This is a genomic window from Dysgonomonas sp. 511, assembly GCF_010501105.1.
In the GTDB taxonomy this organism is placed as follows: Bacteria; Bacteroidota; Bacteroidia; order Bacteroidales; family Dysgonomonadaceae; genus Dysgonomonas.
Genome location: NZ_QVMQ01000002.1, coordinates 24,903 through 39,139, shown reverse-complemented (window position 1 = coordinate 39,139; position 14,237 = coordinate 24,903). Strand labels below are relative to the sequence as shown.

The following is a 14,237-nucleotide window of genomic DNA, read 5'->3' as shown; positions in this document are numbered from 1 at the left end:
AATGGATGCCTACTATTTTTATTTATTATTCTGTTTTTGAGCAAAGAGAATCTTCCCCCGGTCAGGATGACAGAGAGTGTGAAAAATTCAAATTTGTATCGTAAGGAATTGTATTTTACCTATCCTTATTTCTGTTTCATATTATCAGCCCTGTATTGCGATGGGGTAGTGCCAAATTCTTCTTTGAAATACTTGTTGAAATATTTCAGCGTGTTAAACCCAACAAGGTCGGCTATTTCCGACACATTGTATTGCGAATCTCGTAAATACTGTGCTGCCCTTTTCAGGCGTATGGCGCGGATAAAGTTGATTGGGCTTTGCCCTGTGATTACCTGTAGCTTACGGTAGAGGTGTACTCGGCTCAGTCCTATATCGCTGCTGAGTTCCTCTACCGAATATTCGGGATTGTCCATGTTTTTTTCTACGCAGGCAAGTGCTTTCTGTACCAGTTCTTCGTCGAGCGAGGTGATTGTAATACTGCTTGGCGAAATGTCTATTGTCTTATGAAATAATTCCTGACGTGTTTCCTGTTGTTCTATCAGTTTCTTTATACGGGTATGGAGAACTTCGAAGGAGAAAGGTTTCGATATATAAGAGTCTGCTCCGGCCTCGTATCCTTCTATTTTTGCCTCGTCGGAGCTCCTGGCTGTAAGCAATATCAGTGGGATGTGAGAGGTTTGTATATTCTTTTTCAGAAGTATGCACAGGGTGATTCCGTCCATTTTCGGCATCATTATGTCTGACACGATGAGGTCGGGCGATTTCTGTACAGCCAGTTTCTCACCTTCTTCTCCGTCGGGAGCTTCGATTACATTGTAGTATGGATTCAATTGTTCTGTCAGAAAACGGCGGAACTCTGTATTGTCCTCTATCACCAGAATTGTTTTTTTAGGGGCAATATCTATTACTTCCTCTGTTTCTTCGCAGTTTTCTTCTGCCGGAAGTATTTCTTGCCTGCTATCTGCCCAAGCCGGTATCAGGAATGTAAAGGTTGCACCTCCTTCTTTTTTATTTTCTACCGAAATTTCACCTTTGTGCAAGGATATATACTCATTTACCAGATGCAGCCCGATGCCTGAGCCTACCAGTTCGCTTTTTTGTTCGCTGCTCTGGTAGAATCTGGTAAATATTTTATTGATGTCTTTCTCCTGAATGCCCCGCCCTGTGTCCGAAACCGATACTTTGAGATATTCCTGCTCGTTGCGGAAAACCGTATTGGTTACTATCGTGATCGAACCTCCTTCGGGTGTGTATTTCAACGAGTTCGACAACAGGTTGTTCATCACTTTGTGCATCTTGCCTTCGTCCATATATATGTTTTCGGAATCGGCTCCCGAATCGATAATGAAGCTGATGTTTTTGGCCGAAACAGAATCTTTGAACTGTATGTATATATTCTGAAGAAAGGCTTTTATATTTACTCTTGTCAGCTTTAGTTCTTCTCCTTTCATTTCCAGTTTGCGGAAGTCGAGAAGCTGGTTGACAAGCGATAGCAGGTCTTTGGCATTGGTGTATATCGACCTTAGCTTGTCTCTCATACCCGAGTCTTTGGCGTCTTTTATCATAGTCTCCAATGGCATAAGTATCAGGGTAAGAGGTGTGCGGAACTCGTGGCTGATGTTGGTGAAGAAACGGAATTTCATCTGGTCGAGTTCTTCTTTTTGTTTCTGTTCGTTTATCAATTGCTGTTTCATCAGCCTTTTCTTGTTCTTCTTGTCTATCAGCGCCAGGCTGTAGATGATGGCTCCTACAAATAGCAGGCAGTATAAGACGATGGCATATATTGTTGCCCAAAACGGCGGTTTGATTATCACTGTCATTTCCGAAGCCTGTTGTCCCCATATCTTATCATTGTTGGCGGTATAGACTACAAACTTGTAAGTGCCGGGTGCAAGTCCGGTATATGTCACCTTTCCCAATCCTTCGGTTACTATTTCTGTCCATTCGTGGTCGAAGTTTTCCAGTTTGTACCTGAAATAAGTCTGCGAAGGGTTTATGTAGTTTAGTCCCGAAAATTCGAGGGTTATAAAGTTTTCGTTGTGGTTTAGTTTTATTTCTTTAGTCTGGTTGATAGGATATTCCAGTATGGTGCGGTTGTTGTACTTATCTCCCTCCTTTACAGGTGTGTTGAACAGGCTGAATGAAACAAACATGGGGGCGTATTTTGTCTCGTTGTATGTTATCTTCTGGGGGTTGAACAGGTTGAAGCCGTGTACACCGCCGAAATACATCATCCCATTACGTGCTTTTATGGCGGCATGATTGTAGAATTTTCCGCTTTGCAGCCCGTCTATAGGGCCGAAATTGACAATAGAGAATTTGTATTCTCCATCTACCTCTTTGGCCTCTATCTTGCTTATACCGCTGGCTGTAGATGCCCAGATAAGGCCGTTGGCATCTTCCAGTATGGCGGATATTGTATTGTTGGGAAGTCCCTCGTTGACGGTAATATTATACAATTTGTTACCCTTGTTGTCCCATATTTTTAGCCCGGCTTCTGTACCGTACCACTCCAGCGACTTGCTGTCGTTGAGTATGCAGTAATATTTTATACTTAAGTCTTTGAACTTAGGATTCTCAGGACTGTCTATTTCAGGAATCCACAGGCTGTCTTTCTGTGTGTCGTAATAGTAAATGCCACTTTCGCCGATTACGGCAAAGGAATCTTTATTTACAGGGTATATTTTGTAATCTATTTTATGGTAAGAAACTTTCGGATGGGTTTTGTACAGCATCTTAATCTCCCCGGTTTGCGGAAAAAATTCACCGACCCCTCCTGTAAAACTGACCCAGAATCGTCCATAACTGTCTTCGTATATATCGCGTGCCGTATTTTGTATTGGTTCCTGATCGTTGTCGTATATCCTTTGCTTGTAGTTCCTGATAGAATTTCCGTCGATGCAATACAGCCCGTTGAGGAATGTGGCGACCCATAGCCGCTTTTTACTGTCGCGGTAGAGGGAAAGGCACAATATATCAGACAGGCTTTTGTGTATTTGTTCTATCTTTTCTGTCTCGGGGGTATAGCGCGATAGCCCGTATTTTGTTCCCAATATGATGCTGCCATCTTCTTCTTCGATGAAACACCTGACATTATCGCTGGTCAACAGCGAACCATTGGGTACGACTTGTACCATCTGGAATTTCTTCCTGTTAGGCTGGTAATAACACAATCCCTGAAACAATGTGCCTACCCATACGCCATTATTGTCGTCGGCAAATACTGTATAGATATCATTCACCAATGTTGCCCCGTTGTCCAGATTCAAGCCTTTCATGGAGGTTATGGCAAATGTGTCGTGTTTTATATGCCTCAATTCGCCCGATGATGTGCCTAGCCATACATTCCCTTCCATATCCAGATCCATGCAGGTGAAGAAACTTGAATGCCCGCTTATCCTTGTTATTTCCTGCCACGACTGGTTTGTCCTGTTGTAAAGCGATACTGCCTTATTGTGCATCAGCCATACATCTCCGCTGCTGGTGGTGTGTATGTACAGGCGGTCGGTAGAGTCGTCTATTATATTGAGTAAGTGAGGGTCTTGCGAAACAAACTCGCGCGAAGTATAGTCCCAGCAGCGTATAAGTCCCGATGAATAAACCACCCAGCAGAAGTTCTTATATTGAGCCATTTCGCGAGGCACCCCAAATTCCTTGACAAAGGAATCCGTACCGGCAGTAATGGTGTGCAGTGTTTTTTGTGAAATATCGTAGAACAGAAAGTCATTATTTTCGGCAACAAACCAGAAGTTTTTCGAGTTGTCGATAAAGAGGTTCTTTATTCTCTTTCCTACTCCCATTTGGCTGAGTTCCTCACCAATATTGTAATTGTACTGGTTGGTTTTCAGGTCGAAGATAAGCAGATAGTCGCGTTCTTTCATCCATATCCTGCCTTTGTCGTCGTAGTATTCTTTGGGCAGCCTCCAGTAGTTCCATCTATATTCCAGATGCTTGTCGTGGTAGAAATTGTCGAATGTTGCGCCATTGTATATGTTCAGTATAGAGGCTGTCTTTATAGCCAGGCGGTTGTCGGGAGTCATGCTCAGGCTCCTGATCTGGTTGTCGGACAATCCATCGATTATATCCAGGTGCCTGAAAATATATTGCTGGCTGTTCGCGGTTTGTGTGGCAAGCAGGAAAATGAGTGGTATAAGGTATATGTATCGGTTTTTCATTATAATGCTGGTTTGTGAAATGAAAAATGTTAGGAAAACAGACTCTTACTATCTTCAAATTTATAAAAACTATTACAATAAACAGAGGTGTTTTGTTACATTTGGTATGTCAATTTGATACAGAGACAGACTTCCAACCCTAATCATTACTTGCTATGGACTCTCATCACTCTCCGATTTGTATTTATTAAAGGACTGGCTTCGATATTTAACACAATGTTACAAATCGTCCTAGCACCTGTAGCATTTTAACCGATATTCTTTTAAGTGTTAGCAATACATTTGTATTGTCAATAAACCATTAACTCTAATTCTTATGAACCTATTATTTATACAGTATCACAAACTACAATATTATATGGCTGGTACTAATTCTCTGAATCAGGAAAAACAAAATGAAAAATACTAATCAAATTCACTAAACAAAGAAGGAAATGTATGAACAGATTTAAATCTAAACTACTATGTAGTAAATGGGCAATATTAGCTGTTGTTATGTTGCTCGGCGGATCTTTCGGTTCTATTCTCAAGGCTGAATCGTATTCAGGCAACAATCTGATTGCGCAACAGGCCAACAGGACTGTGAAAGGAAATGTGAAGGATGCAACTGGAGAAGCCCTGATCGGGGTTTCTGTTTCCGTTCCTAATACAACTGTCGGTGTAATGACCGATGTAGACGGGAATTACACAATAAGTGTACCCGAAGGAGGCACACAGCTACGTTTCAGCTATATAGGCTTTAAGGAGCAGACAGTTAATATAGGAGGGAAAACCCGTATTGATGTTACATTGGAAGAGGATAACAAGGTGCTCGACGAGGTAATCGTCGTTGGTTATGGTACTCAGAAGAAAGCTACCCTATCAGGGTCTATCGAACAAATAAATAACAAAGCTCTGGAAAGCCGTGCTGTAACCAATGTAGGATTGGCATTGCAGGGGCAAACCCCCGGTCTGGTAGTGACCCGTTCTTCTTCTCGCCCCGGCAACGAAGGCTTGAACTTCAAGATTCGTGGCGAAACTTCTGTCAACGGTGCCGGTGTATTGATCGTCATAGATGGTGTGCCTGCGGTAAACGGTACTTCTTTTCAGAATATGAATCCCGATGATATAGAAAATATCAGTGTGTTGAAAGATGCATCGGCTGCCATTTATGGAGCAAGGGCAGCAGGAGGTGTAATCCTTGTTACCACTAAAAAAGGAAAAGGTAAGATTAAGGTAGATTACGATTTCAATATGCGTTTCACTACCACAGGGGTTAGTTCTTTCTCTCCCGATATGAAAGAATATGCAAGTATGTGGATAGAGGGAAATAAAGAAGAAAAAATTCCTAACTGGTGGAACTGGCTCACCGAAGAAAACCTGCTCAGGATGCAGCAGGGTATAGAAGGCATCTATTCTACGGCTCCTGCGTGGGGCGATATCTTTATCGGCAATGCAAACCGTATAGACGAAATGTTTGCCCGTCGCTATTCTTATCAGCACAATGTGAGCATATCGGGTTCTACCGATAAGTCGGACTACCGCGTTTCTGCCGTGTATGCCGACAATCAGGGCAACCTGGCTACGGCCTATGACGGACAAAAACAATTGAACCTTCGCTTAAATTATGGAATACAAATGACCAAATGGCTTAAGTTCGACACTTCTGCCAGTATGATCAAAACCGAGACCGAATCGCCATCCGTAGGGCTCGATGCTTCGCTCTATGGACAGGAGCCTCCATTCTTTCCTGCAAAGAATCCTTACGGCCAATGGTATGCCAACTATGGCACTATCGGCGACCGCCAACCGGTAGCTGCTACGTCTGATGGTGGACGCGATAATAAATCGAACCTGACTACCCGTGTCGACCTGAAAGCGACTGCCGATATCTGGAATGGCATTAGCTTCGAAGGTATGGTATCTTTCCAAAACGAAGAATACCGCAGAGACCGCTGGGTGACACCTGTTCAGACATACGATTGGTTTGGAAACCCTGTAAGCCGCATTGTGGATGCTACCAAGCCGTCGTTGATTTATCCTACCGATCCTCTTAATATCAAGGATATAAACAATCCGGGGTATCTGATGCAGGCTAATAATACATTGTATCAGTATTATTCGGGTTTGCTGAAATATAACAATACCTTTGCCAAGGTGCACAACATAAGCGGAATGTTTGGTATCAATGCCGAAAAATGGATGTGGAAAAATATGGCTACCGCCCGCGAATTGTTTGAAGACAGTGGTGTGTACGACCTTAATCTGGCTAGTGGAGCACAAGGAAACTCAGGAGGTAAAACCCAGAACGGGCTTTATTCATACATAGCGAAAGTTAACTATAACTATTCGGAAAAATATCTGGTAGAATTGATCGGGCGCCGCGATGGTAACTCCAGATTCTCGAAAGGAAATAAGTTCCGCAATTTTGGTTCCGGTTCTATTGGCTGGGTATTTACAGCAGAAGATTTTGTAGAACCCATTACTCCTGTCGTGAATTTCGGAAAGATTCGCCTAAGCTATGGTAGTTCGGGCAACGATAGTGGTATAGGAAACTTTGCATATGCTTCATTGATAAATCAAGGTATGGGGATATTGGGAGAACCTGCTTCTTCACAGGTTTCTACATCGTTGGCAAATGCAGGGCTGGTATCGTTGAACAATGTATGGGAGATAGTTTCACAGAAAAACATTGGTGTCGACCTTCACTTCCTCAATAGCCGCCTGACCGGATCGTTCGATTACTTTATCAAGGACAATAAAGATATGTTGGTGTCTGTCGAATATCCTCAGGTATTGGGCGGAACGGCTCCTAAAACCAACAATGGGCATCTCAATGTAAAAGGTTGGGAGGTGAATATAGGCTGGCGCGATAAAATAAAAGACTTTTCATATTATGTCAATTTCAATATAGGCGATACCAAGAGCTTGTTGAAGGAGATGGAAGGAGCTGATACGTACGTTGCCGGTAAGAATGCAAGGGTGGTAGGATATCCTTTAAACTCTTATTTCCTCTACCGTACCGATGGATTCTTTAAAGATCAGGCAGAGGTAGACCGTTATTATGCACTTTATGGCAAGAATGGCGCAGCGCTGGGAAATGTAGGTCAGGGTACGGTTACAGAACTTCGTCCGGGTGATACAAAACGTGTAGACCTCAATGGCGACTATGTGATTACAGGCGATGGTAGCAGCAACAGCGACTTGCAATATCTGGGCGACGCCAACCCTCACTATGTATTTGGTATAACAGTAGGCGGCTCGTGGAAAGGTTTCGACCTTAATGCATTTTTCCAGGGGGTGGGCAAACAATATATAATGCGTACCGGCTGGATGGCCTATCCGTTCTACGCACAATATACCAACCAGAACCCGAATTTCTTGGGCAAAACATGGACCGAAGAAAACCCGAATGCTAAATATCCTCGTATGACAACTTATCAGAACCGTGCCAAATGGAACTACGAAAATAACGATTTCATGCTGCAAAATAGCCGTTACCTGCGTCTCAAGTCGTTGGTCGTAGGATATACCCTTCCAAAAGTGTGGACAAGGAAGGCAAAACTTGAAAAAGTACGCCTTTACTTCTCAGGAAATGACTTGTGGGAAACTACCAGCATAAAAGACGGATTCGACCCCGAAATGGGAGAAACATCCAACAACAATGGATATCCGTTCTGTAGGACATGGTCGTTCGGTGTAAATATTGGATTTTAACAAGGTAACGATATAAAAAGATGAATTATATGAAAAAAATATTATATACAATGGCTTTTACCCTCCTGTTTGGGTTATCAGCCTGTCAGGATACATTCCTCGATCTCGACCCGCTCGATCAGAAGACAGATGTTGTGTACTTTAAGACTCCGGCACACTTCAAAGAGTATGCTACCGGGTTTTACGGTCAGCTCATCGGATGGCAATCGCGCTACGGGCACATCTATTCGCATATGGATGCTGCTACCGACCTGTCTGCGTATTTTGCTCAGTCGAGCGACGTTGGTACAGGGCAAATAATGGTAGGAACAAAGGATGACAGATGGAAAAACAGTTATGAAAATATCCGTACGGTCAACATCCTGCTCGAACGGGCGCTCGAATACTCTGGTAGCCAAAGCGATATTGCACAATTTGTTTCGGAGGCTTATTTCTTCCGTGCTTATACATACTTCTATTTGCTGAAATTCTTTGGCGGCGTTCCTATTGTAACCAAAGTATTGAATACCGATTCTCCCGAATTGTATGGCGCGCGCCATAGCCGCTACGAAGTGATCGACCGGATACTCTCCGATCTGGATAATGCTATAGCCGGATTGCCGCTCGAACAAAATATTTCGGGAGCAGACAAAGGACGTGTCAGCCAGTGGGCTGCCAAAGCATTCAAGGCTCGTGTGCTACTCTACGAAGCTACTTGGCGCAAAAACAACGGCACCAAGACCGACTATGAAGGATCGGCAGGGCCGTCGTCCGATCAGGTAAACAGTTTCCTCGAAGAAGCGATATCCCTGTCGGACGAGGTGATGAAAAAAGGTGGGTATGTACTATGGAATTACAACACACAGCTCGAAAACCTAAGCAGCCGCTACCTGTTCAACCTGGAAGATGCAGGCAGCAATCCGGCAGGATTGACCAAGCAGACCAACAAGGAGTTTATCCTATACGGAGTATATGACAATGTGCTTCGTCCGGGTGCTATAAACCTTAGCTGGACGGTATGGCAGATGTACCCTAGCCGCAAGCTGATAGATATGTTTCTTTGCACAGATGGTTTGCCGGCCGATAAGTCCGACAAGTTTATGGGCTATAAGAATGTTGGCGACGAATTTAAGAATCGCGATTACCGCCTCGAAGCTTATATTGGCAGCCCTAGCCCTACCATGAACCTGAATGGCGGAACTTCGGGCTATGGAAACCAGAAATTTGCTACTTACAATTATGGCAGCTACAGGAAAGATAAAGAAGAATCGGCCAACTATCCCGTACTTCGCTTAGCCGAGGTCTATCTCATCTATGCCGAGGCGCTGATAGAGAGGTATGGGCAGATAACCAACGCACAGTTGAACGAATCTGTCAACAAGCTCAGGGAACGCGCAGGAGTTAAAGGACTCACCACCGAAATGGCAGTTTTGCACGGTTTGGATATGAAAGAAGAAATCCGCCGCGAAAGAGCCGTAGAACTGTTTATGGAAGGGCACCGGTTCGACGACCTCAAACGCTGGGGGATTGCCGAAGCTGCCCTGAACGAATCGCGTTGCGGCATGGTGGTAGGCGATGCTTCGTATCCTACAGTCTTTGTCGACGACGAGGGCAATGCTACTTCCCGCTACGCAAAAAACACCTATGTTTGGGGAGAAGAAAAAGTGGAAACAGCAAAAGGAAAGCTGTCTTGTGTGGTTATCAGCAGCAAATCGAACCACTATTTTTCCAAGACACATTATCTATGGCCGTTGCCATCGGGGCAAATAGCCAAGAACCCAAGCCTGATACAAAACCCGGGCTATAAATAAACCTTAGCACGAGCTAATCAATTAATAGATTGAATATTATGAGACAGATAATAAAAAATAGTATAAATTTGTTGATATTTGCTTTGGTCGCAACATTATTTTCCGGTTGCGAAGAAGATCCTAAATTTAGCAAATATGTATATCCGCAGGCTGAGGTATCGCAGATGTACCCTTCCAGCGGATATGTTACAGAACAAGTGACCATTATAGGCAATAATTTCGGCGACCGTACCGAACCTGTAAAAGTGACATTCGGCGGCATTCCTGCCAAAAATGTACTCTCGTGCAAGAATAATGCTATTGTGGTGGAAGTTCCGGAAGGAGCGCTCACGGGAGAAGTTACTTTGCAATTGTGGACTAATCCGGCAATATCTATCGGTACATTTACCGTATTCCCTACGCCTACGTTGATATCTATAGCTTCCGATAATGCCGACTTTGGCCCTACGGTAGCAGTTCCGGGTGATATAGTAACCATTATTGGTACAGGCTTTGGCACAGATCAGGATGCGGTAAGTGTAAGCTTCAACGGCACACCGGCCAAGATCACAAGCTTAGAAGATGAAATGATTGTGGTAGAGACACCGGAAGATTATAAGTCGGGTGCGGTACTTGTCACTATCAATGGCTATACGCTGACAGGTACAGGGCTGATGAATCCAAATTCAGTGGGAGATGTTACAATGTTTTACCTGAAAAACTACAAACGTCCGTTTACACAAGTACCATACGAAAGCGGGCAGATAGGTGATGGCAAAGGGCTGGCTATCCCTACAGACTGGATAGTGAATGATGCCGCGAAAGTATTTGTAAATAAAAATGCCGATGCTGCGGCAGGCAAAGTAGGCGGTATGTTCCCTGGGGCTAATGCTTTAGGTATGCAGGTCGGATGGGGTGGAACAGGATCGGGCACATCGATAACCAATGGTAAGATGTACCAGACTACAACCCTTCCGTCGGGTGTTTACACTTTGGAGGTAACATATGTCGAGTGCAATGTTTCTACAGATGCTACTTATATTGTGGTAGCAGCGGGCGTCGGTTTGCCCGATACAGACCAAGTGGAAAGCAGTTCTATTGTTTTCACTAAATTTACACAGAACATCGGAGCTAGCAACCCTGCTGTGACCGAAACGCTTGAATTTACATTAGATAACAACACAGAGGTGTCGATAGGGATGTCTGCTACTTTTGGAAATAACAAGTATATTAAGATCAGTGATATCAAACTGAACCTGATAGAAAAAAGGTAAATTTAACCCAACCATTAAAGAGCAATGAATATGAAAAAAATATATAATTTTTTACTCCCTTTATTATTCCTGTTGCCGCTGATGACGGCTTGCGACGATGGCGGGGAAGAAGTCGTGAACCTTGAATATGAAGGACGGAATATAAGCGTTACAGGCGTTGCGCCGTCTTCGGGATATGCAGGTGAAAATATGACGATTTCGGGTACAAACTTTGGTATATCGAAAGAACTGGTTAAGGCTTATATCGGCGACGATGAGGTAGAAGTTGTCTCGTGCGATGATAATGAAATAGTGGTAAAAGTTCCTGAAAGTGCAACAACAGGGAAGATATCCTTGTCTATTTTGGGCAATAAGGTTGCATCAGATGTGATGTTTATTATACTTGGTAAACCGTCGGTAACATCAATAGAGCCTCTACATGGCTTTGTAGGCGACCAGATAGCTTTCGTTGGTACCAACTTCGGCACAAACAGAACCTTAGTTAAGGCTACATTTGCAGGTATGGAAACCACAGCAAAGGTTGTTTCGTGCACCAACGAAAAGATTGTGGTTGAAGTACCGGAAGGCGCAGCGACAGGAAAGATCAACCTGCAGATATCGGAACAAAAAGTAAATACTCCGGATGAGTTCACCGTATTGGAAAGAGCCACTTTCACAGGCCTATCTCCTGAAAGCGGATTCAGGAAAGGACAAGTGACCCTGACGGGAACCAACTTTGGCGGCAATGTAGAGGGTATGACCGTACTCTTTGGAGATAAACAGGCAACTGTGGTTTCTTGTACCAACGAAGAGATTGTGGTGACCGTTCCTGCAGATGCAGTAATCGGCAGCAATGTAGTTTCGGTGGAAACACCATATGAGAAAATAGAGACTACACAAACATTCACAGTGCTTCCAACTCCGACTGTTACATCTGTGTCGCCAGCGGCAAGCTATGTAGGGGGAACAGTGACCATCACCGGGACAGGGTTTGGCACAAAAGTAGAAGATGTGGAAATATACTTTGGCACGAAGCAGGCTGAAGTTCTTACCTGCACAGCCACTTCTATTACCGTGAAAGTACCTGCACCGGAAAATAATACGTTCGGAGATGTCGATTTCATATTGAATATCTTAGGTCTTGAAATCTATAAAGGTGAATTTACGATCAACGAAACGCCAATTGTTAATCCTTTAGATATCAAGTTGGTAAAAACAGGACAAACGATATCAATAACCGGATTGAGGCTTAATACTGCTACAGTAAAAGTTATGTTCGGAAGTATCGAAACCAGTCCGGTAAGCAATACTGGAACAACAATTCAGGTTGCTGTGCCTAACGGATTCGAAAGCGGAATGGTCGCACTCAAATTCGACGGAATACCCGATGCTCAGGATGCAGGCGAACTGGTGGTGATGAAAGCCGGTTTGGATATCACACAATATGTTTTGAAGAACTATACCAATCCATTCGAAAGAGTTGGCGATAAATATAAGAGCAACGAATGGGCAATGCCGGCTATCTGGGTAGTGGAAAATTCTGCGCTGAATGCCGGTGATGGAGGTGCAACGGTTGGTTTGCAATATATAAGCAAAAGTGAAACAAACACGGCACTGGTTCTACAAACAGACTGGGGATTTGCTACTACTAAGACCAACGGCAAAATATATCAGGTCACAACCTTGCCTGCGGGTAAATTCCGGTTTGTAGCAAATGTATCGGAGCGCAACATAAGCGGTTCGGCCTATCTGGTCGTATGCGAAGGCAGCGGTATTGCCAATACAGAAGATGTAGCTACCGGTACTCTTGGATATACCAGTGTTTCTAATACAGGAGCTTTGTCTGTCGACTTCGAACTAAGTGCCCAGAAAGAAATCTCTGTAGGCTTTGTTGCTACATTGACAGCAAAACAGCGTTATGTGAAAATAAACGACTTCAAAATAGAAGTAGTTGAATAATATTTTCAAAGCAAAAACAAATAATAGTTTCGTTAAACTAATAACCGAAAGAATATGAGAAAGTTATATTATATAATTGCTTTTGTCTTCCTTATGAGTTGCGGCAGTGGCGTCGACCTACCGGGAATTGATGCAGAAACAGATCTGGACAAAATACCTCTGCCCGAAGACGAAAGAGACCTCGTACAAATAGAATCGAAACCAGCAACCACCCCGATGATACATGTCGGGGGGCTACATACAGATGAAGACTTTGAGCGTGTAAGGACGAATCTGGAGAATACTCCGTGGAAAGAAGGTTGGGAATTGTTGAAAAACAGCAAATATGCTCAACTCAATTTTGAAACTTACCCTACCGAGATTATTGTCAGAGGAGGAGGCACCGGCGAAAATTATATGAATGCTGCTCGTGGCGCTGCGGCAGCCTACCAACTAGGCTTACGCTGGAAGATTGAAAACGATCCGCAATATGCAGAAAAGGCTATAGAAATATTGAATGCCTGGGCTCGGATTTGTAAAGGGCTTGGCGGTGATACCAATATATCGCTAGGTGCAGGTATTTATGGATACGAATTTGCCGTAGCAGGAGAGCTGTTGAGGGATTATGACGGCTGGTATGACGAAGATTTTAGTGCCTATCAAAAATGGATGTTAGATGTCTTTTATCCTGCCAATAAGGATTTCCTGGTGCGCCATCACAATACCAATCATCTCCACTATTGGGCCAATTGGGGGCTTTGTAATATCGCCTCTACTATGGCAATCGGTATCTTAGCCGACCGCCGCGATATTTATAATGAGGCAATAGAGCATTTCCAAAAAGGAGATACTAACGGGCGGTTGTCGCGTGCCATCTATTATGTTTATACCGGCGAATATGCCAACTTCGCGCAATTACAGGAAAGCGGCCGCGACCAGGGGCATACATTGATGTGCGTCGGGATGATAGGCACTATCTGCCAGTTGGCATGGAACCAAGGAGACGATTTTTATAGCTACAAGGATAATATGTTTCTCAAAGCCTGCGAATATGCAGCCTGCTATAACTATACTACAGACCATGTTCCGTATATGACTTATATCTGGCAAAAACAAAATGCCTGGGGCGGAATATCTCCTGAAGAGCAAACGGTATTGGGCGAAGGCGGAAGAGGCAATCTACGCCCGATATGGGCGCTCCCTTACTACCATTATTCTAAAGTAAAGGGGGTAGCTGATGCCGATAAATTTAAGTATACCGAGATAGGAAACAGCAGGTGCTTCCCTGAAGGTGGAGGCGGCAACTATGGGGAAAACAGCGGTGGATTCGATTCCTTAGGCTTTGGCACATTGATGTTTGCACAGTAAATAGATCTGGATAAAAGAGGTTTGGAGGCTGCAATTGC

General features: G+C 43.8%; 6 protein-coding genes. 5 read left to right on the top strand and 1 reads right to left on the bottom strand.

The window, feature by feature from the left end:
• Positions 1–125: 125 nt before the first annotated feature.
• On the bottom strand, positions 126–4,175 hold the full coding sequence (locus D0T57_RS01125) for an ATP-binding protein (RefSeq protein WP_163270016.1): 4,050 nt from the start codon (positions 4,173–4,175) through the stop codon (positions 126–128).
• A 438-nt stretch (positions 4,176–4,613) separates the two neighbouring features.
• Between D0T57_RS01125 and D0T57_RS01120 the strand changes: the two genes are divergently transcribed.
• Genes D0T57_RS01120 through D0T57_RS01100 form a run of 5 tightly spaced genes read left to right on the top strand, consistent with a single transcriptional unit; the run spans position 4,614 to position 14,199 of the window.
• Positions 4,614–7,871: a TonB-dependent receptor gene (locus D0T57_RS01120; RefSeq protein WP_255490454.1), complete on the top strand. Its 3,258-nt coding sequence runs from the start codon at positions 4,614–4,616 to the stop codon at positions 7,869–7,871.
• 29 nt (positions 7,872–7,900) lie between these two features.
• A complete protein-coding gene (locus D0T57_RS01115) occupies positions 7,901–9,661 on the top strand; it encodes a RagB/SusD family nutrient uptake outer membrane protein (RefSeq protein WP_163270014.1) in 1,761 nt (586 codons plus the stop codon).
• Between the two features lie 38 nt (positions 9,662–9,699).
• The gene (locus tag D0T57_RS01110) at positions 9,700–10,914 is read left to right on the top strand and encodes a DUF5013 domain-containing protein (protein ID WP_163270012.1); all 1,215 of its coding nucleotides are present in this window, start codon (positions 9,700–9,702) and stop codon (positions 10,912–10,914) included.
• Positions 10,915–10,944: 30 nt separating this feature from the next.
• A complete protein-coding gene (locus D0T57_RS01105) occupies positions 10,945–12,852 on the top strand; it encodes an IPT/TIG domain-containing protein (protein WP_163270010.1) in 1,908 nt (635 codons plus the stop codon).
• A 54-nt stretch (positions 12,853–12,906) separates the two neighbouring features.
• Positions 12,907–14,199 carry an alginate lyase family protein gene (locus D0T57_RS01100; protein ID WP_163270008.1) on the top strand — a complete coding sequence of 431 codons (1,293 nt, stop codon included), beginning with the start codon at positions 12,907–12,909 and terminating at the stop codon, positions 14,197–14,199.
• The last annotated feature ends 38 nt before the right edge of the window (positions 14,200–14,237 follow it).